The sequence below is a fragment of the Intrasporangium sp. genome (assembly GCF_036566125.1).
In the GTDB taxonomy this organism is placed as follows: domain Bacteria; phylum Actinomycetota; class Actinomycetes; order Actinomycetales; family Dermatophilaceae; genus Intrasporangium.
In genome coordinates this window covers 1-25,993 of the sequence record NZ_DATCWX010000326.1, presented here as the reverse complement: position 1 = coordinate 25,993, position 25,993 = coordinate 1, and the positions used below count along the sequence as shown (strand labels likewise).

The following is a 25,993-nucleotide window of genomic DNA, read 5'->3' as shown; positions in this document are numbered from 1 at the left end:
GAGGGTGAAGTCGCATGAGGCAGGTGGCCCAGAACTACCGGTCTGGTGAGCTCGTCGTGCTCGACGTGCCCCCGCCTGCCTGCAAACCCGGGGGAGTGCTCGTCCGGACGACCTACTCGCTCATCTCAACCGGCACCGAGCTGATGAAGGTGAGCGAGGCGCGTCTCTCCCTCCTCGGCAAGGCCCGGGCCCGGCCCGACCAGGTCAGGAAGGTTCTCGACACCGCCGTCCAGCAGGGTCCCGTCGCGACCTATCGCAAGGCCATGAGCAAGCTGGACAGCTACACCCCGCTCGGCTATTCCCTGTGCGGCGTCGTCGTCGAGGTCGGTTCGGGTGCCGAGGAGTTCGCCGTCGGGGACGTCGTGGCGGCGGCCGGCAACGAGTTCGCCCTCCACGCGGAGCTGAACTGGATCCCGACCAACTTGTGCGTGCCCGTTCCCACCGGTGTCGTGCCGCAACACGCCGCGTTCGCGACGGTCGGAGCCATCGCCATGCAGGGCGTGCGCCGGGCCGAGGTGCAGCTCGGCGAGACGGCGTGCGTCATCGGCCTCGGGCTGATCGGACAGTTGGTGGTACGGCTGCTCGTTGCCTCCGGTGTCCGCGTCGTTGGGGTCGACACTGTGCCCGACCGCTGCCGCATGGCAGAGGCAGCCGGGGCGGTGGCCTGTGCAGGGCCCGACGACGAGGGGACCGCATATATCGAGCAGGTGCTCGATACGACGACCGGCGGCATCGGTGCCGATCACATCTTCCTGGCTGCCGGCGGGGGCAGCAACGGCCCAGTCGAGCTTGCGGCCCGGCTCGCGAGGGATCGTGCGCGGGTCGTGGACATCGGCAAGACGCGTCTCGACCTGCCGTGGAACGCCTACTACGAGAAGGAGCTCGACGTCCGTTTCTCGCGCTCCTACGGTCCTGGGCGCTACGACGACCGGTACGAGCTGCAGGGGATCGACTACCCGGTGGGCTACGTGCGCTGGACCGAGCGACGCAATCTTCAGTGCTTCCTCGACCTGCTGTCGACGGGCTCGTTGGAGGTCGGCTCCCTCGTCTCCGGAACCCATCCCGTCGTCGAAGCCGAGGACGTCTACGCTCGGTTGCGCGACGGAAGCCTCCATGGCGTGGGACATCTCTTCGAGTACGACGAGTGCCGTATGCCGCTGAGCTCGCCGGGTGCCCACGAGTCCTCCGCGGCGACGCTCCCTCCGCAACGCAACGGGCACGTCCGGCCGCAGTCAGCAGGGCCGCCGACGGCCCGGGCGCACTCGTCCACCCTGCAGCTCGGCTTCATCGGCGCGGGCAACTACGCCACGTCGATGCTTCTGCCGCACTTGGCGGCCGACCCCATGGCCACGTTGGCCACGGTGGCGACCACGCGTTCCCTGTCCGCTGTCAATGCACAGCGGAAGTTCGGCTTCGACGAGGCCACGACCGACGTCCGCACCGTACTCGACGACCCGGGCATCGACGCCGTCTTCGTCGTCACGCGCCATCATTCCCACGCCGACTTCGTGTGCCGAGCGCTCGAGGCCGGAAAGGCTGTCTTTGTCGAGAAGCCCTTGGCGCTGACGCGCGCAGATGTGGACCGGGTCCTCGCGGTCGTCGAACGAACGGGCAACGACCGGCTCATGGTCGGCTTCAACCGGCGCTTCGCCCCGCTGTTCACCCTCCTCCGCCAGCGATTCGGCTCGGTAGCAGGCCCGATGAGCGTGCGCTATCTGGTCAACGCGGGACGGCTGGACCCGTCGAGCTGGTATCTCGACGAGGGGCTCGAAGGCTCTCGATTCCTCGGTGAAGGTGGGCACTTCATCGACACCGTGAGCGCGTGGATCGGGCATGCGCCAGTGGAAGTGACGGCGCAACAGACGTCGAACGCCCTTGACCTCCATGTCGTCCTCCGGTACGCCGACGGCTCGTTGGCCACGATCACCTATGCAACGGATGGCGACGGCCGGTTCCCAAAGGAGACCCTCGACGTCTCCGGCAACGGGCGGAACGCGCGGCTCGACAACTTCAACCGAGCGACCGCGTGGAATCGCTCGGGCAAGAACGTCAAACGATCCCTCGGCCAGGACAAGGGCCAGCGCCACATGCTGCAGTCGTTCCTCCAGGCGGTCCGAGAAGGGGCGCCGATGCCGATCGACCTGGAATCCATCGTCGCCACGACGCGAGTCACGATCGCAGTCGGGGAGAGCCTCGCCTCGGGGAGGTCGGTGGCCCCATGAGCAGGTCTCTGGACTGGTACGCCCGCCGCCTCAGCCGGATGTCTCCGGCAGAGGTCGGCTGGCGGGTCGGCGACCGGCTGCGACAGGTTCGGTGGGCCGAGCGTCAGGTGCATCCTGGAGAGGCGTTTCCGCCGGTCCCCGGACTGCTCAGTCCCCGCGTGTTCGTGACCACGCTGCCGACGGACGCGCGGGCACGGGTCCCGCGTGAGGCGGCGCGCCTTGTCGTTGCCGCCGCCGACCGGCTGCTTTCGGGTGACTGGGACGTGCTCGGCACGCCTCGGCGCGACATCGTGGACCCCGACTGGTTCTTCGACCCCGTCACCCGCAGGCGAGCCCCGGACGCCGCGCTGGCGTTCCGGATCGACCACCGGGACGAGCTGGTCACGGGCAACGTCAAGTCGGTGTGGGAACTCTCCCGTCACCACCACCTCACCGTGCTCGCGGCCGCGTGGTGGCTCACGAGTGACGCCAGGTACGCCGAGCTCGTTGCGGCCCAGCTCCGCTCGTGGTGGACGGGCAACCCGTTCCTGTCCGGCATCCACTGGACGAGCGGGATCGAGCTCGGAGTGCGGCTCACGAGCTGGGTATGGGTGCGCCGGTTGCTGGACGACTGGCCGGGCGTCAGCGACCTCTTCGAGGACAACCCCCAGGCCCTCGCGCAGCTGCACTGGCACCAGGAGCACCTTGCGGCGTTCCGGAGCCGGGGCTCGTCAGCAAACAACCACGCCATCGCGGAATCCGTGGGGCGACTGGCGGCGGCGTGTGCCTTTCCATGGTTCGCCGAGAGCGAGGGGTGGCGCCAAGACGCCTCCCGGGAACTGGAGCGAGAGCTGGCGGCCAACACTTTCCCCAGTGGCGTCAACCAAGAGCTCGCCACCGACTACCACCGGTTCGTCACCGAGCTTGGGCTGGTTGCCGTCCTGGAGGCGGAGGCCGCGGGGCACCCGCTGGGCGAAGAGACCCGCATTCTGCTCGCGCGATCTCTCGACGCCGCCGCCGCCATGCTCGACGTGGCGGGCCGTCCGCCGCGGCAGGGAGACGGAGACGAGGGCAGGGCGCTCGTCCTCGATGACCCTCACGCCGATCCGTGGCTGGTCCTGTTGGCTTGCGGTGCGGCCACCCTCGGAGCCTGCGACTGGTGGCCTCCCGTCTCCCCGGGCGTGATGAGCACGCTCCTGGCTGAGGTCGTCCCGACGAGGGCGGTTGTCGACCGGCCCTCGGTAATACCCCAGGCGTTCGCGGATGCCGGGATCCACATCCTGCGCACGCCGAAGGGCGAGGGGCCCGAGATCTGGTGCCGCTGCGACGGCGGCCCGCACGGATTCCTGTCCATCGCGGCGCACGGCCACGCCGATGCGCTGTCGGTTGAGGTCCGCCACGACGGCGTCGAGCTGCTCGTCGACCCCGGCACGTACTGCTACCACGGGCAGCCTGAGTGGCGGAGCTACTTCCGGTCGACCCGTGCGCACAACACCGTCGAGGTCGACGGCGAGGACCAGGTGCACGAGGCCGGCCCCTTCATGTGGACCGGGCACGCGGACGCCGTCGTCGATGGATACGACGCTGACCCCGCAGGCCGGCAGAAGTGGACGGCCCACCACACGTCCTACTCGCGGTTGGACGCGGCGCTGCGCCACGCACGCGAGGTAGTCCTCGACAGCACGGGAGCGCGGATCACCGTCACCGACACGCTCACCAGCAGCCGAGTGCACCGGCTCAGGATGTTCTGGCATCTCGGTCCCGAGGTCACGGCCGAGCTCGTGGGCGGCGTCGTCGCCGACTTGAGGTGGGCCGGCCGGGACGGCCAGCTCGGCCAAGGGCACCTCGAATTGCCGATTGCGCTAACCTGGTCGGCCCACCGCGGGGAGACCCGGCCCCCGCTCGGCTGGTACTCAAGCCGATTCGGGGCACGGGTCCCCACAACGACGCTTGTCGGCGTGGGTGAGTGGTCCGGCATCCTCGACCTCCGGACCGCCCTGCGACTGCCCTGCTCCACCACGGCGGCAACGGCCGCCGCGACCGGCCGTTCCGTGGCCGTCGGGCACAAGCCCGTTGGGGGGATGCCATGACCGAACAAGTCGTCGATCTCGGGTCGACATGGGCGGTCCTGCGGCGCCGTCGCGGAGTGATCCTGCTGGCCGCCTTGCTCGGTGCCCTCGCGGGCGCCGGCCTGCTTGTGCTCTCGCCGCCGGCATACCTGAGCACCAGCGTCGTGCTGCTCCCGGGGGCCACCCAGGCTGGCTCCGGAAAGACCGGTGACTACGACGCCGACACGCAGGTGCTCATCGCGACGAGCGCCGAGATCCTCTTGCGGGCTGCGCAGCAGGTCCACCCGGAGCTGACGCAGGCTGAGATCACCGACCGGGTCTCCGCTGAGGCGCCGTCGGCGGCGGTGCTGAGCATCAAGGCCGCTGGGCCAACGGCCGTGCAGGCGGAGGACCTCGCATCCGCTGTTGCCCAGTCGCTCGTTGACTACCTGGCGGACACCAAGCACGCTCTGTCGAAGACGCAGCAGGCAACGCTGAAAGAGCGTCTGGACACGCTCAATGCGAGCCTGGCCAATGTGAACAAGGAGATCAAGAAGGTCACGGGTCGGCTCGCCGCTAAGGGCCGGACCTCCGCATCCGGACGAGCCGACGCCGCAGCCCTTTCCGACCTCACCGCGGTGCAGGCCTCGACGGTTCTCGACATCGATGCTCTGAAGAAGCAACTCAGCGGCGAAGACCTGACTTCCGGGCAGGTCTCCGCCGGCGCGAGCGTCATCCAGCCGGCCTCCCCGGGCAAGCAGTCGGATTTCGTGACGGATGCGCTCACATACGTCATGGGAGGCGCGGCCGCGTGCGCCCTGCTCGTAGCCCTCTACATCCTCATCACGAACCAACGTGATCCCAAGCTGCGATCTCGTGATGAGATCGCGGATGCAGTCGGCATCCCCGTCGTCGCCTCGATGCGGGTCCGGACGCCCCGTTCGACGCACGCGTGGAGGGAGCTGCTGCGCGCGTACACTCCGGACAGCCCCGACGCGTGGGCGTTACGGCAGTTCCTCCATGGTCTGGTACCCGACGCTGGGAAGGACAGCCCCAAGACGCAGGGTTTTGTGCTCGTCGTCCTCACGGTGTCCGGGGACACCGCTGGCTTGGCGGTTGGGCCGCAGATCGCGTCCTTCGCCGCGTCTAACGGGATTGCGACCCACCTGTTCGCAGCCCAGCATCACGAGTCCGCCACGACGCTGTGGGCCGCATGCAGCCAGCACCCGGAGCGCCACGACCTGCCTGGCGCCCTCTCGGTCACCACCGTCTTCGACTCCCGCATCCGAGCCGACCTCACCGTGCGCCTCATCGTGCTTGATCGCGACACTCCGGAACCAGACCCAGACTTCGTCGCGGGCGGAACGGCAGTCATCGCGGTGGGCTCGGGCTCGGCGACCCGACGGAACCTCGCCGACGCGGTCGTAGCCGCGGACCGGGTGGGACTGACTGTGCAGGGAATCATTGTGGCCAACCCCGAGCCTCTCGACCGCACCACCGGCCGGCTGGGCGGGGTCGAGTGGGTCAGTTCGACGGTCACACGCCCGATCCTGATCACCGCGCGGGGCCGCGCGGGAGCGGAAGGCGAGGCCAGCGCCCCGGGCGCCGGCGGCCAACATCGTCCGATCGAGGGCAGGAGTCCACGGTGAACGGTCCGACGTGGCGGATCGACGACGAGGACGGCAGCCCGGAGATCACCGGTACCCCGCGACCACTCCTGGTCACGGGGCGGGCCCTACGGGACGCATTGGCACGCACGTGGCGTATCTGGGTCAGCGCGACGATCATCGGTGGGGTCGTGGGCGTCATGGCAGTGCTTGGACTGCCCAGCTCTGCGTCCGCGTCGACCACCTTGCTCATGGTGCACCCCGTCCCCGGTGACTCGGCGATGAAGACCGACCTGAGCCTGCTCCAGACTCGAGCCGTGGCTTCGCGGGTCCTCTCCGACCTCGATCTCCAGGAGTCGCCGGAGGCGCTCCTGTCGACGGTAACGGTCACGCCAGTGACCGACCAGATCCTGTCCCTGACAGTGAGTGGTCCAGACCAGGCCTCAGCGGTCGCGCGGGCGACCTCGCTCGTGAACCACTTTCTCGAGTTCCGTGCCACGCAGATGCGGAAAGTCTCGGATGGGCTCATTGACGGCCTCGAGAACAGAATCGCCGACCTCAAGTCCCAGGTGGACGCACTCACCCGTGAGTACGACCGTCTCTCCAGCGCGACGAAGTTGGACGACGTACGCGCGAGCGACATCCTTGCTGCTCGTGCCACTTTGGCGAACCAGATCACGCTCAGACAGAGTGACGTCGAGGAGGCCAGCCTGCAGACCGACGCGGCGATCACGGCCACCCACGTCATCGATGCCCCGCGGGCTCAATCCCCTGGGCTCAAACGGCAACTGGTGCTCTTCGCGGCCTCGGGAGCCCTCCTCGGCGGCGCCCTGAGTGTCGGGATCATCCTCTTCCGAGCCCTGACCTCTGACCGGCTTCGCCAGCGCCGCGAGGTGGCGACGGCACTGGGGGTCCCCATTCGTGTGGGCGTCGGCCCGATCTCCTCACGCGGGTTCTTGGGACGGACTGAGGGAGCCGTTCTCTCCTGGGTAGCCCGCCCATGGGGACGCTCCACATCCGGGACCAGTCCCATGACCGCCGCCCAGCAGAACCCACCGCGTGGGCTCGATCGTCGTCGGCGCAGGAACCTCGAGGCGCTCGTCCAAGGCTTCGAGTCAGCTCTGCCGCCGCGTCTCATGAACGGATCGCGGACGAGAAGCGGCGGGGATGACCACGGCCACTCCGGCAGGCGCTCAGCACCGGCCACGCTGGGCCTCGCAGCGGTGGACCGCGCCGATACAGCCGCGGTCGTCCTTCGCGCGGCCGGAGAGCGGATGGCCGAGCGAGGCGTCCCAGTCCTTCTCGTCGACCTCTCCTCCACGGGCGCGCTCGCCTCCGGCCGCGGTCTCTCGGAGCCCTCCGATGCAGCCAAAGCCGGGCCGCGCATCTACCGTCCAGAGGGCGATCCAGCTCTGAGCTACGGTCCCCGACGCACCAGGGGGTACCCCGACCGGGGCCTCGAGGATATTGGCGAGCTGGGCGCTGCCTGGTATGAGGCGGATCTCGTCCTCGTTCTCGTCGAGGTCGACCCAGGTATCCACCTCGAGATCTTGCGGACGTGGGTCAACCGGATCATCCCGCTCGTCACCGCAGGAAGGGCCAACAGCGAGCTGCTGTCCACCATCGCCGGCCTTGTCACGCAGGCCGGTCTGGAGATGCCGTTCGCGCTCCTCGACGGCGCCGACCGCAGCGACCAGACGCTCGGCCAGCCCGCGCCAATGGCCGAGGATCGCGACGCAGTGGCGGTGCAGCCGTCATGACGGTGCCGCCGCCGGCGCCACTCGCGCCTCCTGTCGGGGTCAGGCCCCGCGCACTTCGCACGGACGCCAGGAAGATACCGCGGCTCGTGCTGGCGGCCTGGCTGGCGCTCTTCGTCAACGTCCTCGCGCCGGGAGGGAACCCGACGGTCATCCCCATCCCGCGACCGCTCTTCCAGGCGGTCGCCCAGGGGTCCCTCGTCCTCGCCCTGGCGTTTGCGCTTCTCGCCAACCGCCGCCTCGTCGTGCGCCCGAACCTTTTCATGACGCTGCTCACCGCCCTGGCGCTGAGCTCGCTCGCCATCTCGCTCCACAACCAGTTCGTTGTGGGATCGGTCTACCGTGGTGTCCGCCTCCTGGCCTTTGTGGCCTGCCTCTGGCTGCTGACCCCGTGGTGGGGGCGTCGTGACCTCGTCCTCCTCCGCGCGCACCGGGTGGCGATGTGGGCAATTCTCGCCCTCGTCCTGGTTGGTACGGCAATTGCTCCCGGCAAGGCGTTCGCCTTCGAGGGCCGACTCTCGGGGACGATCTGGCCGGTTCCCCCGACCCAGGTGGCCCACTACGCCGCCGTGTTGTTCGGGACTTCAGCCATCTTGTGGATGTGCCGAGTCATCACCGGTCGCCACGCTCTCGTCGCCGTGGCCGCAAGCACGATTGCGCTCATCGGCACGCACACCCGGACGGCCCTGCTCGGGGCCGCTATCGGCGTCGCGCTCGCCTCGGCCAGCTTGTTCCTCGGCCACGCACGCGTGCGCAGGGTCTCGGTCTCCACGGTGGTGGGCATCATCGTCGCCACCGCGGCCTTCGCGCCCCAGATCGTCTCCTGGCTCTCGCGCGGTCAGACGGTCGAGGACGCGGCACAGCTGACCGGGCGCACCAAGGTCTGGTCCGACGTGTTCGCCACACCCCGTCCCACCATGGATGCCCTGTTCGGATCGGGCTTGTCAAACAAGTCCTTCGACGGCCTCGCGATCGACAGCAACTGGGTCGCGAGCTACCTGGACCAAGGTTGGTTCGGGGTCGTCCTCCAAGCCGCCATGTTGCTCCTTCTGCTCGCGATGGCCGCAACGCACGTGCGGGGTCCCCGCCGCGCGGTCGCGCTCTTCCTCGTTGTTTACGGCGTGATCTCTTCGATCACCGAAACCGGAATCGGCGACGCCTCGCCCTACATCCTCGATCTTGTCGTCGCAGCTTCCCTCCTCAGCTCGCGTCCGACGCAACCGAGCCGATAATCGCGCCGAACCGAGGATCTGGCGGATCGAACGTCGGCCAAGCGTTGCCCACCCGTAGCCCGGGCACGTCCGGTTGGCCGGCCAGGTGGAGAAACCGCATCGCGACGGCGAATGGTTGGTTGCGACCGGGCCCTCACTGGCGAACCCGGGAACTGCGTGCCGTTCAGCGCCTTCTCGGCCCAGCCTCGTTACGCCAGTTGGCCATTGCGTGCCTCGCGGGCCGTGCTTGCCTTGGCCCCGCAGGCTTTTCGAATGCCTGGGAGCCAAGGTGCGGACGGATTTCCTCTACCTGATGGCGAGGAGGACGGCCTGGAGAGGGCTTGCTGTGCCGGTGTAGCTGGCTCCGCTCGCAAGGTGCGTACCGGCTGCGCTGGGACTACGGACGGCGAGCGTGGTGCAGTCCTTGTCCTGCACCTCGGTGAACCCCGCGGGAGGAGTGTGCTGAGACGCGGGCTCGTCGTTGCGGCCGATCCACACCAACAACGGGCTTGCGACAGTGGTCACCGTGGTGCTCGGGAAGGTATTGGAGGACGTGCTGGCGGCTCGGTTGATGGCCTCGATCGGATTGCCGCTCGGTGCAGCACCGGAAACCACGATGGCGTGGCCAGAGGACCACCGGCCACCGCTCCAGGTGAAGGCGTAGTTGCCGGTGTCGGGCGCTGTGAGTCGCTTCCAATAGACCCGCACGGTGTCGGCTCCGCCGTTATTGGCGCCCGTGTAGGTCGCCTGGAGGGTGAATCCCGTGGGCGCCGCGACCGCCGGAGCGCTGCCGCCCCACGTCGCCACGGCGGCGATGACGATGTCACCGGTGGTCGCGCCGGATGGGACCGGAACGTTGGCCGAGCTGCCGAACGCGTCGTTTCCGGTCGAGGAACTCGAGCGGTAGGTCGGTGGGCTCGTCGATGGTGGGGCGGTGACCGTCACAGTGACCGAGTCGGTGGCCGTGGCCTGCCCGTCACTGACGGTCAGCGCGAAGGTCAGCGTGGAGGCGGTGGCCGGCGCGGTGAACGTCGGCCTGACCGCAGAGGCGCTGGACAGGGTGACCGACGGGCCGGCCGTCTGCGCCCACGCGTAGGTCAACGGGTCGCCGTCGGGGTCGCTGCTGCCGGAGCCGTCCAGCGTCACCGTGGCCCCGGTCGAGACGTTCTGCGCCGGGCCCGCCTCGGCGACCGGCGCCCGGTTCGTCGGCGGGGCTGACGTGCCGCCCTTGACGGCGACGAGGACGGAGTGGAGGGGTCCCGCGGATCCGGAGTAGCTGCCTCCGCTCGCAACCTGTGTGCCACCGGAGGTTGCCTGACGGTACGCAACGGTGGTGCAGTCCCGGTCTTGCACCTCCGTGAAACCCGCCGGTGGCGTGTGCCCCGACGCGGGTTCGTCGTTGCGGCCGAACCACGCCAACAGCGGAGTGCTGAGCGTTGACACCGTCGTGGTGGCGTACGTGGTGCCCGATGCGCTGCCAGCGTGGTTGATGGCCTCAACGGGATCACCGATGGTGGCCGCCCCGGAGACCGCCAGGGCGTGGGCCGAGGACCACCGGCCGCCGCTCCAGGAGAACCGGTACGTGCCGGTGTCGGGAGCCGTCAGTCGCTTCCAGTAGACCCGGACGGTGTCGTCACCGGCGGTGTAACTCGCCTTGAGGGTGAATCCGGCTGGGGCGGTGACGGCGGGAGCCGGACTGCCCCACGTCGCAACCGTGGCGACGACGACGTCGCCGGTTGTGGCCCCGGCAGGGACCGCCAGCGTCGCCGCCGTGGACCAGGCGTCGTTGCCCGTGGTCGAGCTGGAACGGTAGGTGGGTGTACCGCCTTGGGACTCCGCGGCTGCGGTGATGTCGACGGTGTCACTCGCCGTGAACTCGCCGTCGCCGACAGTGAGCCGGAAGGTCAGCGTTGACGCCGTGGACGGCGCGGTGAACGTCGGCCTTGCCGTCGTCGCGCTCGACAGGCTCACTGGCGTCCCGGCTGTCTGGGTCCACTGATACGTCAGCGAGTCCCCATTGGGGTCACGGCTGCCCGATCCGTCCAGTGTCACGCTCGAGCCCAAGGCCACCGTCTGCGCCGGTCCGGCCTCCGCCACGGGGGGCTGGTTGCCGGCGGGGAGCATGACGTCCCGGACGGTCTTCACCACAGTGCCTGACGCCGCGCGCGGCCCAAGCCAAGTGAGGAAATCGTCGATCTCCTCGTCAATCGGTGAATAGAACTCGTGCATGAGGTAGACGATCCACGTCTTGCCCGAGGAGGCCTCAGCGGCCAGGACGTCGTTCTTGAGCGCCTGCAAGCCCTCCGAGCCGTCGAGGCTGTCCCGTTCAATGCGCAGGGCGTATGGGTTGGCGGGGGGCGCCGTCTCGCGCCTGTCGGTGTCGATGGTGCGGGCGGAGGCATAGCCCGCCTGCTCGACCATGTCTTCCTCGGCCGGACCGTAGTAGCCAACGGGATATGCGAAGGACACCGGGCGCGGGAACCCCTGTGCCTGAAGCGCCGTGATGTCAGCCTGGATCTCGGCTCGCGCGGTTGCTTCATCCACGTCGGTCAGCGGCGTGTGATGGGCCGTGTGGCCTCCGATCTCGTGGCCGGCGCCGTAGATGTCCCGCAGCTGGGCCCACGTCATGACCCCGTTCGTGCCCATCAGTCCGGTGTTGACGTAGAAGGTGGCCTTGGCGCCGTGCGCGGCGAAGATGGGGAGCATCGGGTACTGGCTGACCCTGGCGTCGTCGAACGTGAACGTCACGATCACCTTCTCGTCGGCCGCCTGGGACGGGGAGGCGGCCAACCCGATGCCCAGACTGACGAGCATCACCGCGGCCACGAGTGCCGCCAGGGGTCGTCTCAGCGACCTGTACCGACCGGCAACGAGCATCTCCGTCATGGCTTCCCCGCTCTAACGTCGATGACCGAGCGCGTGCTCGGTCGTCTCCCCTTGGCAGCCCCGTCCCCCGGAGTCGAAGCGTGGACGGTGCGCAGTCGAACCGTCCTCTGGGGCCCTGCCCCGCACTCCTATGAAACACCTCGACGAGGCGGTTGTCCCCGAAATGGGGCTCACGAGGGTCGCCACATGTCACTGCCCTCGGTGTGAGCGGGCATGGCGGGAAGTCCGATTCCTCTGCTACTGCCACAGGCGCGCACCTAGTCTGGGTCCACGGATCCACGCACAAGCGCCAGGCGTAGGAGGGACCATGAGTGCCACACCCCCGCTGAGCATCGGGCTGCCGGTGTACAACGGCGAGGACTACCTGGAGCAGTCGGTCGATGCCCTTCTGGGCCAGACCTTCGGCGACTTCGAGCTGATTCTGCTCAGCAACGCGTCGACCGATGCAACCGACGACATCTGCAGGCACTACGAGCGCGAGGACGAGCGGGTGAGGTTCATCCGCCAACCCGTCAACGTCGGCGCCGCCCCGAACCACACCGACGTCTTCCATCAGGCGCGAGCCCCGCTGTTCAAGTGGGCCTCAGGTGATGATCTCTATGCGCGTGACCTCCTCGAACGCTGCGTGCAAGTGCTCGAGGACCGACCGGAGGTCGTGCTCGCACACTCGCTGACTGCAGCGATCGACGAGGACAACAACCTCATACAGGCGCTCGAGTACCCGCTGGCCACCGATGACCCGCGACCGGCACGACGGCTGGAGAGCCTGCTCTTCGGTGGTGATGCCGCGCCCGGGGCGGTGGCCGCCGACGACTTCTACGGGATCATCCGCTCCGACGTGCTACGGCGTGTACGTCCTCACGGCAGCTTTTACCACGCCGACCAGACCTTCATGTCGGAGCTGGCGCTGCTCGGGCCGTTCGCGATCGTCCCCGACTGGCTCTACTTCCGTCGACACCACTCCGGCAGGGCATTCAAGGCCAATCCCTCGGTTCGCTCGTGGTGTGCCAACCTCGACCCCGGGCGCTCGAACCGGCTGCGACACCCAACGGTTCGCCTGGTTGCGGAATACGGCTGGGAGAGATTCGCGCTCATCCACCGCAGCCCGATCAGCGCCGCCGACCGACGAGCGTGCTACGCGGTCACCGCTCGCTGGATGGGCACCCGTGTCACCCGTCGCCTGCGTGGCGCCCACCGTGACGAGTTCGCCAGTCCTCAGGCGGTGCTCGAGAACCCCGTCGTCGACGTGCGGGAGGTCGTCGCCCGTCAGCGGGGCGCCCTGTGACCGCTGGGCAAGAGCCCGTGCCCTCCAGGCGGGTCGGCTTCTTCGGCAAGCTCGGTGCGGGGAACTACGGCAATGACGGTTCCCTCGAGGCGTTGCTCGCCCACCTCCGGAATCATCACCCCACGATTCCGGTCGACTGCATGGCCGCAGGGCCCAAAGTCGTGGAGCAGCGCTATGGCATCCCCGCTGTCGACCTGAGCTGGGACCGGGGGGGCCTGCGTTCCGGCTCTCGGCTCCTCGATCGGGGCCTGACTGCGCTGCGCGTGGGGTTGGGCGTGGGCGTCGACGCGTGGCGGATCGCCCGCTGGACGCGTCGCCATTCCGTGGCCATCGTGCCGGGGATGGGTACCTTCGAGTCCACGATGCAGGTCCGCCCGTGGCAGACGCCCTGGTCGCTGTTCGCCCTGGCAATGTCCGCGCGGGCGTTCGGCACCAGCCTGGCTGTCGTCAGCGTTGGCGCCAGCAACCCCCCGGACCCGATCACCCGCATCCTGCTCGCCCGGGCACTCCGGCTTGCGAGCCAACGGTCCTTCCGGGACGAGCAATCGCGCACCGCAGCATCCGAGATGGGCGTCGACACTTCGCACGATGTCGTGCTTCCCGACCTGGCGTTCGCACTCCCGACTCCACCGCGTTTGGGCTCGACCTCAGGCACCATCGGTATCGGCGTCATCGCGTGGTACGGGGCCGAGTACGAACGGGCCGGTGCCGATGCCATCAACGTTCGCTATCGCGCTGTGCTGCAGGACTTCCTCGGGCGGGTCGTCGACTCCGGGCACAACGTCCGGCTACTGGTAGGCGACGACATCGACGTCCCCGTCGCGATTGATTTGCGCGACGCCGTGCTGGCCGAGCGCCCATGGCTCGCCGCGGACGCCATCGTGTTCGACCCCGTGTCCACCCTCGGGGAGTACATGTCACAGGTGGTGGCGCTGGACGCCGTCGTCGCGTCGCGATTCCACAACGTTCTGTGCGCATTGATGTGCGGAGTGCCGACGATCGCCGTCGGCTACGGGGCCAAGCACCGGGTGCTGATGGAGCGCTTCGGAGTCAGTCGCTTCAGTCACGAGATCCGCTCGCTGGACGTTGATGACCTGGAGCGGTCGCTGGAGGCGCTCCTCGCCGAGGGCGACCGGCTCTCGCCCCAGCTGCTCGACCTGGCGGCTGCGGAGCGGCAAGTGCTCGTCGATCGGCTCTCCACTGTGGACGACCTGATCTCGTCGTCCCGAGGCCGGGGTTGAGCCAGTAAGGACCTGAGCCTGGGGCTCGCCGGATCCTGCGACACAGGGCAATTTGGCGGAACCGGCCTCCCGCGGAACCGGGACTATCTAGCATGGCGGTGACATCCCGCGGGAGGCCGGAGGTCCGTGTTACCCGGCGGGGAAACCGCGATCAGGGAGGGCGTGTCGTGGTGCAAGGAATGAGTGATGACGGGTGGCCGTCGACGGCCCGGGGGCAGGCGCACCGGAGGTCGGACCGCGTCGGATGGGTCGTGACACGAGCGAAGGGCCGACGGTGATGACCCGCCGCGGCGTCCTGCTCGACAGGGACGGCACGATCATCGTCGACACAGGCTACGTCGGTGCCGTCCAGGACGTCGTGTTCATCGACGGAGCGATCGAAGCCATCGCCCGACTCAATGCGGTCGGCCTCCCGGTCGCCGTCGTGACCAATCAGGCGGGAGTCGCGCGTGGCATGTACGAGCTGGCGGACGTCGAGCTCGTCCACAAGCACATGGTCGCCGAGCTGGCTCGGCTGGGCGCGCACGTCGACGCCTGGTTCTACTGCCCATATCACCCGGACGGCGTCGTCGCGGCGTTCGCGCGAACCAGCGCCGACCGCAAGCCGGCACCTGGCATGGCCGTCGCCGCCGCGGGCGCGCTGGACCTGGACCTCACTGCTTCGTGGGTCGTGGGCGATAGCGACTGCGACGTAGACCTGGCCCGGGCGGTGGGAGCCCGTGCCATTCGGGTCGGGGACGGTCGCGCCGACCGCGGACGGGACGCCGACACCGTCGCAGACCTGGCAGCTGCCGTGGATCTCATTCTCGCCGAAAACACTGCCGGGTCAGTCCCGTGGGCCGTCGCCGCCTTCCCGGCACACAAGTACCGCGACGCCGGGTGCTTCGCCGCCGAGTACTCGTCGGAGCTGGCCCGGGCGATGGGCACCGTCCCAGCTGGTCGTTTCGAGTCGGCGGCGCGGATCCTCGATCGCGCCTACCAGCGGGGGGCAACCGTGTTCTCGTGCGGGAACGGCGGATCCGCATCCATCGCCAACCACTTCCAGTGCGACCACGTCAAGGGGGTGCGGAACGGGACCGGCCTGCTCACCCGCGTGCAGAGCCTCAGCACCAACGTGGAGATCCTCACCGCGATCGCCAACGACAACGGCTATGAGAACGTCTTTGACTACCAGCTCCAGTCGCACGCTCGACCGGGCGACGTGCTCGTCGCCGTCTCGTCGTCCGGGCGTTCACCCAACATCGTCCGGGCGCTGGAATGGTGCCGCGAGAACGCCGTCGAGACCGTGGCGCTCACGGGCTTCACGGGAGGGCCGGCCCGCGAGCTCGCGACCGTCTCGATCCACGTGGACTCGGGCAACTACGGAGTGATCGAGGACGCGCACCAGGCGTGCATGCACCTCTTGGCCCAGTACGTCCGTCAGGCCAGGATGTCCGATGACGACGTCTCGACGCAGGTCTTCTGACTCCATGCGCGTCGCGATCAACCTGCTCACCGACGATCCCGACCAACCGTCGGGCGCGCACTGGTTCTGGAAGCAGACCATCAGCGAGATGGTGCCCCTGCTGGCGGAGGGTGAGGAACTGCACCTGGTCGTCAGCCCACGAATCCGCAGGGAGCACTCGGGTTACGGCCCTAACATCCGCTACATCACCTTCCCGTGGTCCAACGAGCGTCGCGTGCTGCGCACGCTGACCGAGCAGGCCTACGCGCCACTGCGCTTGCCACGATCGAGGATTGACGTCTTCAACACGCTCATTGCCCCGATGATCAAGCCCGCTCCCGGCCTCGTCGCCCACTTCAAGACGCTGCACGCGTTCACGAATCCCGGAGCCCTCAACCCCATGGTCCGGCTCTACAGGCGAACCGGGTACCCACACACCGCGAAGGTGGCGGACGCCATCATCATCAACTCCGAGAGCTTGCGCCAGGAGGTCGAGACGTACTTGGACGTCGACCCGGCCAAGCTCCGGCTCATCCCCGAGGCGGTCGACCACCAGGTCTTCCGGCCGGGTGACCCGGAGGAGGCTTCGGTGCGCCTGCAGCGCGAGCGTGGCATCGAGGGCCCATTCGTCCTCTTCGTCTCCTCGTTGTGGGCTTACAAGAACTGCGACGGACTGCTGCGTGCGTTCGCCATCGCTCGACGCGACCTCCCGGAGCACAGGCTGGTCGTCGTGGGCAGCGCCGCGGACGCTGGGTACTCGGCGGAACTGCACGCCCTTGCGGCTGAGCTGGGCATCGAGGACCACGTCGTGTGGGTGGGTGGTATCCCTCACCATGAGACGCTGCCGTTCTACCGCGCCGCAGCCGCGTTCGTGTACCCCTCGCACAACGAGACCTTCGGGCTGCCGATCTTGGAGGCGATGGCGTGCGGGTGCCCCGTCGTCACGTCCGACCGCAGCGCCATGCCGGAAACGGCCGGCGGCGCCGCCGTGCTGGCGGACCCCGAGGACCCCGCATCGATCGCAGCAGCCATCGTGTCCGCTTGCGGCGACCATGGCGCGAAACTGGGCGAGCTCGGCCCGACCCGCGCGGCGCAGTTCACGTGGGCTGCCACCGCCAAATCGACCCTCGAGGTCTACCGCGAGGTTCACGCTGCACAGGGAGACCGACGATGAGGGTGCTCGTGACCGGCGGAGCCGGGTTCATCGGCTCGCACACGACCGACCGCCTCGTGCGGGAGGGGCACCAGGTGACGGTGCTCGATGCACTCGCCGCGCCTGTGCACCGTGATGGCGTCCCCAACTACCTCACCCCCGGCGCCGACCTGTTCGTCGGCGACGTCCGCAACCGCGACCTCCTCGCCAACCTGCTCCGTCGCACGGATGCGGTCTACCACTTCGCGGCGTACCAGGACTATCTTCCGGATTTCTCGCGCTTCACCGACGTCAACGTCGTGAGCACCTCGCTCATCTACGAGATCGCGGTGGCCGAGAGACTGGATCTCCAGCGCGTGGTCGTCGCCTCCTCCCAGAGCGCGATGGGGGAGGGCCTATACCGGTGCCTTCGCGACGGGGAGCAGTTGCCAGGCATGCGCCCGGAGGAGGCGCTGCGCGGCGGGGTATGGGAGATCCCTTGCCCGGTCTGCGGCGGGCCGCTCGAGATGATGCGCACACCCGAGAGGGTGTCGAACCCGCAGAATGCGTACGGGATGTCGAAGTACGGCGAAGAGATGGTTGCGCTCAACCTCGGCCGCCGGTACGGAATCCCGACGGTGGCTCTGCGGTACAGCATCGTCCAGGGTCCGCGGCAGTCCGTCTACAACGCGTACTCGGGCGCCTGCCGAATCTTCTCGCTGCACTACCTTCTCGGCAGCACGCCCACGCTCTACGAGGACGGCGAGATGGTGCGCGACTACGTCAACATCCACGACGTCGTCGACGCCAACCTGCTCGCGCTTGAGGACAAGCGAGCCGTCGGCGGAGCCTTCAACGTCGGCGGTGGCACTCCTTACACCACAAGGGAGTTCGCGGAGATTGTGCGGACTCAGTACGGGTCCGACCAGCGGGCCCGGGTCACTGGCGAGTACCGCTTCGGCGACACCCGCCACATCTTCTCTGACGTCTCCGCGCTCGAGGCCCTGGGGTGGAACCCGCAACGGACACCCGCCGAATCGGTGGCCGAATACGCCGACTGGCTCAGGGGCATGCCGGGGCTCGACGCCGTCCTCGCCGACGCGGACGCGACGATGAAGTCCCTCGGCGTGGTACGGGAGTCGGACGGATGAAGGCCTTCCTCCTCGCGGCGGGACTCGGCACCCGGCTCCGCCCCCTCACCGACAGCGTGCCGAAGTGCCTCGTCCGGGTGGGGGGCCACCCCCTCCTCGAGCTATGGCTCGACACCTTCCGGGCGGCAGGGGTCGACGAGGTGCTCGTCAACCTGCACCACATGCCGGAGCAGGTTCGGTCGCACCTGGCAGCGCACCGGGGCAAGCCGCAGGTGCGCACGAGCTACGAGCCCACCCTCCTCGGAAGTGCGGGCACCCTCCTCGCCGGCCGACGGTTCATCGGCTCCGACGACGTGTTCTTCGCGGTCAACGCGGACAACCTCACCGACTTCGACCTGCGCCTGCTCTTGGCAGCACTGGAGGCGGCACCCTCGGCGCAGGCCGCGATCGCGGTGTTCCACGCGCCCAGACCCGAGGCCTGCGGCATCCTCGAGGTCCAGGGGGGGCTGGTGACCTCGTTCGAGGAGAAGCCCGCCGCGCCACGCAGCGACCTGGCGAACGCCGGCATGTACGCCTTCCGACGATCGGTCCTTGACGTCGTGCCGCATGGCGGCCCGGTCGACATCGGCACGCATTTGCTCCCTCGGCTCGTGGGGCGCTCGGTGGCCGTGCCGGTGGGAGACGCCTTCCTCATCGACATCGGCACGCCCGAGGCCCTGGCGCGCGCCCAGGCCGAGTGGCCCCTGCGAGGCATCGCGTGATCATCACCCAGACACCGTTGCGCGTCGGGCTCGTCGGCGGGGGAACCGACCTTCCGTCCTACTACCGGCAGCACGGTGGTCGTGTCCTGAATGCCGCCATCGACAAGTACGTCTACGTCGTCGTGAAGCAGCGCTTCGACGACGACATCTACCTCAACTACTCCCGCAAGGAGATCGTGTCGCAGGTCGAGGACGTCGAACACGACCTGGTGCGCGAGGCCATGCATATGGCCGGAGTGCGGGGTGGCGTCGAGATCACGACCCTCGCAGACATCCCGTCGGCCGGGTCGGGTCTCGGTTCGTCCTCCTCGGTCACTGTCGGACTGCTGCAGGCCCTGTTCACCTACCAGGGATGTCAACTGTCAGCCCATGAACTCGCCGAGCGGGCTTGCACCATCGAGATCGACAGGTGCGGGAAGCCCATCGGCAAGCAGGACCAGTACGTCGCGGCCTACGGGGGGATCTGCGACCTCAGCTTCGGCCCCGGTGACGCCGTCCACGCGGAGCAGATCCGCCTGCTCCCGGCTCAACACCGCTCCTTCCAAGACCAGCTCATGCTCTTCTACACGGGGATCACGCGCACCGCCGACACGATCCTCGGGGAGCAGAAGGCGAACATTCCGGACAGGCTCGCGCAGCTGCAGCAGCTCAAGGACCTCGCAGCGGAGGCCGTCGCGGGCGCGCGCGCCGGTCGGCCGGAGGTGGTCGGCATGGCTCTCGGAAAGAGCTGGGAAGCCAAGCGGCAACTGGCACAGGGGGTTTCGAACGGCGCCCTCGACGAGGCCGTGGAGTCCGCGATGAGCTCCGGAGCGACCGGTGCCAAGGTCACGGGCGCGGGGGGCGGTGGCTTCATCCTGGTCATGTGCCCCGTGGAGCATCAGGAGTCCGTGCGCACAGCCCTTTCGCCCATGAAGGACCTTCCGATCTCGGTCGACCCGTACGGGTCCCGAGTGATCCTCAACGTCCACCGCAACATCTGGAGCTGAGCGAGATGACTCGGGTTAGCCTCCTCGTCGACAGTCCGAGCAAGCGGGCCCACGGCAACGCCGCAAGCCGGCTGGCGGTTGGCCTCGTCGAGAGTGGAGGGGTGCAGGTCGACCTCGTCTGCTACAGCGACGACCCAGCGCCGTCGTGGCTTCCGGCGGAAGCCCGCATCCACCGCCTGGGCGTCGACCGAGCCTCGCGATCGGTGCCCGCGCTCGTCCACTACCTGCGCACGCAGCGCCCAGACGTGCTGATCACCCGCCAGGTGCACGCGAACTTCGTAGGCTTGGCGGCGGCGTGGATCGCCCGCACTCCGCCACCGCGGTGGCAGGGGAAGCTGCTCCTCGTGCAGGACCACTTGCCCGAGCTCACGCATGCGAGCAACCGACGTGACAACAAGTGGGTCGCGAAGGCCACGTACCGGTTCGCCGACGGACTCATCGCTCCCTCTCCGACCGTGCTGGCGAACACGATCGAGTGGTGCGGGCTGGACCCTTCCTCGGGGGCGCTGGTGCCCAATCCGATCCCGAAGTACACGGCACCGCTCGGTCCCCCTCCCCATCCGTGGCTACGCGATGGTGAGCCTCCGGTGTTCGTCAATGTGACCAACCTGCTCCCCTTCAAACGGGTGGACCTGTTGATAGAGGCCTTCTCCCGCGTCCGCGCGAACCACGACGTGCGGCTGCTCATCCTTGGCGAGGGGCCAGCTCGGCGGCCCGCGGACGAGCAGATCCGGCGGCTCCGGCTCAGCGACGACGCGGCGACCCTCGGATGGATCGATGATCCCCTCCAGTACGTCGCCCGCTCCTGGGCTCTCGTGCATCCCTCAGACGAAGATGGCTTCGCGCAGGTGCTCACCGAGGCGATGAGCGTCGGATGTCCCGTCATCGCCGCCGACTCCCAAGGGGGTGGCCCTCGCTTCGTGACGGACAATGGCACCTACGGTCCCCTCGTCCCTCGGGGGGACGTGGACGGGCTCGCGGAAGCGATGCGAACCATGCTGGATGGCGAGGAGCACGCACGGTATTCCGCGCTGGGTACGCAGCGGGCCGACATGGTCTCCCCGGTCGCCAGCGCTCGGGCGTTGACCGGCTACCTCACTCGGCGATTCGGGTTGCACGTGTGACCATCTGCCGCTGGCCTCGCATGATCGGCAGCCCGGAGCCGGGGTGCTCGCCACAATGACGCGCCGCGTCGTCCTCATCCTGTCCTTGGGCGCACTCCTGCTCGCGGCCCTGATCGTCACCGGCGTGCGGGCCGGGGACGGACTGGACCGCCCGACGCCCCGTGTCGTGGCGTCCACTGGCAGCCCGACGGCCGTGCCCCTCGATGGCGAAGCGGCGTCGCGAGCCGGTGCCACCACGGCGGCCCCGGTGGGCCGACCGGTGTGCGCGACCGCCATCCTCCGCTCGCCGTACGACTACACGGGACCCGCGGGTCCCTACCGATCCGGCACCCTAGGCCTGCCAACCTTCGGTGAGCCCGACACCGACTTCCCCCACGCCAAGGCTGGCCGGGTACTGCCGCCGGAGACCGCTGACTACGAGAACTGGCAGCTCGAGCCGGACACCGTCTACTACCTCGCTCCCGGAATCCACTACGGCAGCTTCAGCGCCAACTCCGGTGACGTGTTCGTGGGTGGGTACGCCGACGGCCGGGGCGCCGTCCTTGACGGCGAGTACCGCCGGTTCACAGCCATCGACAGCAACATCACGACGGGCGAACAGGCGAATGTCACCATCCAGTACCTCACCATCCAGAAGTTCACGCCCTACGTCGACCAGACGGCCATCAACCAGACCGGAGCTGGCGGGTGGCGGCTCCTCAACAGCACGGTGACCCTGAACGTCCCCGGTGGCGGCATGTTCGCCGCGACGGATGCGGTCCTCCGCGACAACTGCCTCACCATGAATGGTCAGTACGGCTTCCAAGCCTCCGAGACCATCCGGGGGGACTCGCTCACCGGCGGCCCCTACAACGTGTGGGTCGAGAACAACGAGATCAGCTACAACGACACGTGCGGGCTGTCCGGCCTCCTCCAGAACGAGGCGTTGGGCTGGCACGACCACGACCCGGTTCCAGAGAAGTACCGGAACCCCCACTGCGGGGACGTCGAGGGCAGCGGCAACCAGGGCGGCTTCAAGCTCTGGGCCACCAACGGCGTCATGATCCGTGGCAACTGGATTCACCACAACTGGGGAGTTGGCGGTTGGGCCGACACCAACAACGCCAACACCACCTGGACCGGAAACACCATCACGGACAATGAGAACGGCGGGATCTGGGAGGAGATCTCCTACAACTTCTCGGTCAGGGACAACTACCTCGCGCGCAACAACCTCATCGACGGACCGGACAACCCGGAGTTCCCCATGCCGGCCATCTATGTCTCCGAGTCGGGGAGCGACACCAAGAACGGCGGCGTCCCGGCATGCTCCATGCCGTCCTGCATCGCGTCCGGCATGCCGAGCTACCCGGACGGGTCCGTCATCGAGGGCAACACCCTGGTCGACAACGGCGGCGGGATCTTCCTGTGGCAGAACTCCGATCGCCACTGCAACGACGGGTTCGACGAGGTCTGCACCCTGACGCGTGGCGGCGCCAAGGGGCCGTTCAGCATGGAGGGCTGTGCGGCGAACCTTCCCGATGCCACCCTCGACCGCAGCACGTACGTGGGTGAGGTCACGGGCTCGCCACCACACAATTACTGGGACGGATGCATGTGGGCGACGCAGAACGTCACCGTCTCCGGTAACCGGATCGACTTCAACCCGGCGAACATCTTCGGCTGCACCGAGGAGGCGTGGCCCGCGTGCGGCGCCAACGGGATCTTCAGCCAGTACGGCGGGCCCAACGAAAACGCCGAAGGGGCAGACGTGCCCACCCAGATCACGTTCTTCCAGAACAACCGCTGGACAGGCAACGTCTACAACGGACCATCGACGTTCTTCGCGTGGAACCAGGGCAACCCGGAGAACCCGGTGAGCTGGGCCCAGTGGACGGCCCCCCTGTCCGACCAGATCCCGTGCACTTCAGGGGCGCAACGCAGGTCGGGGAGCTGTCTAGGACCGTTCGGGCAGGATGTCGGCAGCATCTTCCGCCCCGATGCGCCTCGGTCGCCGTCACCCAGTCAGTGAGAGATGCCGCAGCTCACCGTGCCGTGATCGACCCCGCGTCCTCCATGCCGGGGACTGGGCCGTTTCCTTCGGCTCCATGCATCGCACGGCGGAACTGCGCCCACCAGAAGATCCCCGAGGCGACGGCTGCGCCCAGGCTGGCCCACGTGGCACCGAGCGCTCCCGCGATCGTCGCCCCGATGACGGTGGCGAGGACGAACAAGGTGCTCTCGACGATCTGCGACCGAAGACTCCGGCGCGCCGTCCCCAAGGCGCGCAGACCGGTCGTCGCGCCCGTGCAGAAGCTGCTCACGATGACACTGAGGCACAGCGGGAGGATGAGGACGGACGAAGGCTCCCAGACCTGTCCCAGGACGACTTCCCCGACACCCCTTGGAAGAAGGACCCACAGGGCCAGAGCCCAGGCCAGCGCCGCCACCGCTTCTACCGATCCGAGCGCGAGGCAGAAGCGGAGGAGGTGCCCCCGTGAGCGGCGCAACCACCGCACCGCCTCCGGGACGGCGACCGTGCCGATGCCCATGAGCACGGTGAGCAACGGCCCAAGGAGGAGCTGCGCGCCGCGCAGGGCAGCTACCTCGGCAAGACCAGCGATGACGCCCAGCGCGTACATGCGCAGCTGCGTGCCCCCGCTCTGCGTGACGTTCTCGACCATGTACCGCAGTCCAAGGTCCCTCTGCTCCCGGAACCAGGTCCAAGCGCCCCCAAGGGCAGGCACCACCCGAGCCTGCCGAAACCCGAACAGCGCCGCCACACCGCCAGCCACACCCCAGGCGAGCACGACACCCAACAGGCTCTCGTGTTGCACCGCCACGGCCATCGTCGGCACCAGCGCGAGCCCCCACACGAGGTCGTTCACGCACGCCTTGTGGCCCTGTCCGGCAGCGAAGAAGGCGAACCGCCAGCTGTCCTGAAGCACAAGCAGTGGCAGCACGAGCCCCAGCCCGACCAGAGCATCCCCGATCGGGCCGGGCACGACGGCGCCGAGTAGCAGGCACGCCGCCCCCAGGACGACGCCGACCAGGATGGCGGTGCCAGAGGTGCGGGAGACCGCGGTGCGCCAATCCGCCACCGGGACACCGCTGAACCGGACAACCAAGGGGTCGGTGGCCAGTCCACGGGAGACGTTGAGGATGAGGCCGTACGTGAACCACGCCAAGGTGAACGCGCCGAACTCCTCGAGCCCGACGCTGTGCGCGACCACGATTCCGACGGCGAAGTTGGTGAGGCTGGAGAGTCCCTGGTCGATCAGGCCCCAGCTCATCCGACCACCGACGGACCGCACGGAGTGAAACAGCCCGCTCACCGACGAGAGCAAGCGGTCGCCAGTCGTCACAGCACCTCCACACGCGCCCTCGCCGCCGGGGGTGGCCCGGCCCCTCCTGCTTTGCCAGCATAAGGAGCGATCGAAGGCCAGGGAGCGTTTTGACCCACCTCGCTCTGGGTGGGTGGGACATCGTCGCGGGACACACACGAGAGCTGCGTGGTGCGACTTCCCAACTTTCTGGAAAACCCAACGCGCCTAGGCATCCTCGATGCACCATGAGTGTGCGCATGGGCTTGAGGGAGGAAGAGATGCGAGTACTCGTCACCGGCGATCGCGGCTACATCGGCCAGGTCCTCGTCCCGGTGTTCAGGACTGCAGGCCACGAGGTCGTCGGACTCGACGCCAACTGGTACGCCGGGTGCGACTTCGGCCCCCAGGCCTCCGGTTACGAGCAGCGCGTAGGCGACGTACGGGACGTCGATCCTGCGTCATTGGAGGGCTTCGATGCGATCGTGCACCTGGCTGCCATCTCGAACGACCCGGTGGGCCATCTGAACCCCGACGCGACCTACTCGGTCAATGCTCACGGTGCCGAGGTCATGGCCCGCGCCGCCAAGCTGGCTGGGGTGCCCCGGTTCCTCTTCTCGTCCTCATGCTCGCTCTACGGTGCCGCCGGCGACGCTCCGGTCGAGGAGAGCTCGCCGTTCAACCCGGTGACTCCCTACGGGGAGAGCAAGGTCAGGGCGGAGAACGCCCTTTCGGCACTGGCCGACGAGTCCTTCAGCCCTACGTACCTGCGCAATGCGACGGCATACGGCTCGTCGCCGCGGCTACGGGCCGACATCGTGGTCAACAACCTCACGGGCACCGCGTTCACGCGCGGAGAGGTCAGGTTGCAGTCGGACGGCACTCCGTGGCGCCCGCTCGTGCACGCCGCCGACATTGCGGGCGCCTTTCTTGCCGCCCTGCATGCTCCCCGTGAGGTCGTCCACGACCAGGCCTTCAACGTGGGACGGGACGAGGACGTGGTGCAGATCCGCGACATCGCCATGCAGGTCGCCGAGCACATGCACGCTCCCGTGACGTTCGCAGCCGGGGCGGGACCGGACGCGCGTGACTACCGTGTGAGCTTCGCCAAGATCAACGAGCTCCTCCCCGAGTTCAAGCCCCGATGGACCGTGGCGAAGGGGATCGAGGAGCTGGCGTCCGACATGCGGCGCTACGGACTGAGCTCGGAGGACTTCGAGGGCCCGCGCTATGTCCGGCTGGCACGCGTCCGTGAGCTTGTCGCAGCGGGTGCGCTCGACGACAGCCTGCGCCTGCGGACGAGTGAGCCGGTGCGATGAGCAAGCGACAATGCCGGCTATGCGGCGCAGAGCTCACCCGTACCTTCGTCGACCTCGGGATGTCCCCGCCCTGCGAGAGCTACCTGGATGCATCCCAGCTCGACTCGGGGGAGACGTTCTACCCGCTGCACGTGCGTATCTGCTCGTCCTGTCTGCTCGTCCAGCTCCCCGCCTACATCTCCGGTGAGGAGATCTTCAGCCACTACGCCTACTTCTCGTCGTACAGCGACTCGTGGGTGGCCCACGCGAAGCGGTTCGTCGACGACGCGGTGGACCGACTCGGATTGGGCGCGAGCTCGTTCGTCGTCGAAGTGGCGAGCAACGACGGCTACCTGCTCCAGCATGTCGTGGCCCGAGGGGTCCGCTGCCTTGGCATCGAGCCGGCCGAGAACGTCGCCGAGGCGGCTGTGGACAAGGGGATCCCGACCGAGGTCGTCTTCCTGGGCGAGGAGTCAGGGTCGAAGATCGCGTCTGTCCACGGCCCGGCCGACCTCGTTGTCGCCAACAACGTATTTGCCCACGTGCCAGACATCGTCGACTTCGCCAAAGGGCTGCGAGCCCTCGTGGCGGACACGGGGCGCGTATCGATCGAGATCCC

General features: G+C 68.3%; 18 protein-coding genes. 16 read left to right on the top strand and 2 right to left on the bottom strand.

What is annotated here, in order from left to right:
* The first annotated feature begins 14 nt into the window (after positions 1-14).
* From VIR15_RS19730 to VIR15_RS19710, 5 genes are read left to right on the top strand one after another with little or no spacing between them, the layout of a single operon-like run.
* Positions 15-2,222 carry a bi-domain-containing oxidoreductase gene (locus VIR15_RS19730; protein ID WP_331930931.1) on the top strand — a complete coding sequence of 736 codons (2,208 nt, stop codon included), beginning with the start codon at positions 15-17 and terminating at the stop codon, positions 2,220-2,222.
* Complete coding sequence (locus VIR15_RS19725; protein ID WP_331930929.1) at positions 2,219-4,291, top strand: heparinase II/III family protein; 2,073 nt, start codon at positions 2,219-2,221, stop codon at positions 4,289-4,291. Before VIR15_RS19730 ends, VIR15_RS19725 begins: the two co-directional genes overlap by 4 nt.
* Complete coding sequence (locus tag VIR15_RS19720) at positions 4,288-5,898, top strand: Wzz/FepE/Etk N-terminal domain-containing protein (protein ID WP_331930927.1); 1,611 nt, start codon at positions 4,288-4,290, stop codon at positions 5,896-5,898. Before VIR15_RS19725 ends, VIR15_RS19720 begins: the two co-directional genes overlap by 4 nt.
* The gene (locus VIR15_RS19715; RefSeq protein WP_331930925.1) at positions 5,895-7,616 is read left to right on the top strand and encodes a hypothetical protein; all 1,722 of its coding nucleotides are present in this window, start codon (positions 5,895-5,897) and stop codon (positions 7,614-7,616) included. The genes VIR15_RS19720 and VIR15_RS19715 overlap by 4 nt, the downstream gene beginning before the upstream one ends.
* A complete protein-coding gene (locus tag VIR15_RS19710; RefSeq protein ID WP_331930923.1) occupies positions 7,613-8,845 on the top strand; it encodes a hypothetical protein in 1,233 nt (410 codons plus the stop codon). Before VIR15_RS19715 ends, VIR15_RS19710 begins: the two co-directional genes overlap by 4 nt.
* Before the next feature lie 285 nt (positions 8,846-9,130).
* On the opposite strand, the gene VIR15_RS19705 is transcribed toward VIR15_RS19710, so the two are convergent.
* Positions 9,131-11,710 (bottom strand): PKD domain-containing protein, encoded by a 2,580-nt coding sequence (locus tag VIR15_RS19705; RefSeq protein WP_331930921.1) that lies wholly within the window; start codon positions 11,708-11,710, stop codon positions 9,131-9,133.
* A gap of 307 nt (positions 11,711-12,017) precedes the next feature.
* On the opposite strand from VIR15_RS19705, the gene VIR15_RS19700 reads away from it, so the two are divergent.
* From VIR15_RS19700 to VIR15_RS19660, 9 genes are all read left to right on the top strand, one after another.
* Entirely contained in the window at positions 12,018-12,995 is a 978-nt protein-coding gene (locus VIR15_RS19700) for a glycosyltransferase family 2 protein (RefSeq protein ID WP_331930919.1), read from the top strand.
* 17 nt (positions 12,996-13,012) lie between these two features.
* A complete protein-coding gene (locus tag VIR15_RS19695; protein WP_331930917.1) occupies positions 13,013-14,236 on the top strand; it encodes a polysaccharide pyruvyl transferase family protein in 1,224 nt (407 codons plus the stop codon).
* 244 nt (positions 14,237-14,480) lie between these two features.
* On the top strand, positions 14,481-15,701 hold the full coding sequence (locus VIR15_RS19690) for an HAD-IIIA family hydrolase (RefSeq protein ID WP_331930915.1): 1,221 nt from the start codon (positions 14,481-14,483) through the stop codon (positions 15,699-15,701).
* Between the two features lie 4 nt (positions 15,702-15,705).
* Positions 15,706-16,854: a glycosyltransferase family 4 protein gene (locus VIR15_RS19685; RefSeq protein ID WP_331930913.1), complete on the top strand. Its 1,149-nt coding sequence runs from the start codon at positions 15,706-15,708 to the stop codon at positions 16,852-16,854.
* Positions 16,851-17,963, top strand: coding sequence for an NAD-dependent epimerase/dehydratase family protein (locus VIR15_RS19680; protein ID WP_331930911.1), 1,113 nt, complete (start codon positions 16,851-16,853; stop codon positions 17,961-17,963). Before VIR15_RS19685 ends, VIR15_RS19680 begins: the two co-directional genes overlap by 4 nt.
* A complete protein-coding gene (locus tag VIR15_RS19675) occupies positions 17,960-18,664 on the top strand; it encodes a nucleotidyltransferase family protein (RefSeq protein WP_331930909.1) in 705 nt (234 codons plus the stop codon). The genes VIR15_RS19680 and VIR15_RS19675 overlap by 4 nt, the downstream gene beginning before the upstream one ends.
* The gene (locus VIR15_RS19670; RefSeq protein ID WP_331930907.1) at positions 18,661-19,650 is read left to right on the top strand and encodes a GHMP family kinase ATP-binding protein; all 990 of its coding nucleotides are present in this window, start codon (positions 18,661-18,663) and stop codon (positions 19,648-19,650) included. The genes VIR15_RS19675 and VIR15_RS19670 overlap by 4 nt, the downstream gene beginning before the upstream one ends.
* Positions 19,651-19,655: 5 nt before the next feature.
* Entirely contained in the window at positions 19,656-20,774 is a 1,119-nt protein-coding gene (locus VIR15_RS19665; protein WP_331930905.1) for a glycosyltransferase, read from the top strand.
* 55 nt (positions 20,775-20,829) lie between these two features.
* Entirely contained in the window at positions 20,830-22,785 is a 1,956-nt protein-coding gene (locus VIR15_RS19660; protein WP_331930903.1) for a right-handed parallel beta-helix repeat-containing protein, read from the top strand.
* 13 nt (positions 22,786-22,798) lie between these two features.
* Here VIR15_RS19660 and VIR15_RS19655 read toward each other — a convergent pair whose 3' ends face one another.
* Entirely contained in the window at positions 22,799-24,046 is a 1,248-nt protein-coding gene (locus VIR15_RS19655; RefSeq protein ID WP_331930901.1) for an MATE family efflux transporter, read from the bottom strand.
* Between the two features lie 311 nt (positions 24,047-24,357).
* Between VIR15_RS19655 and VIR15_RS19650 the strand changes: the two genes are divergently transcribed.
* A complete protein-coding gene (locus VIR15_RS19650) occupies positions 24,358-25,395 on the top strand; it encodes an NAD-dependent epimerase/dehydratase family protein (RefSeq protein ID WP_331930899.1) in 1,038 nt (345 codons plus the stop codon).
* The coding region (locus tag VIR15_RS19645; protein WP_331930897.1) for a methyltransferase domain-containing protein at positions 25,392-25,993 on the top strand (602 nt) is incomplete at its 3' end. The genes VIR15_RS19650 and VIR15_RS19645, both read left to right, overlap by 4 nt.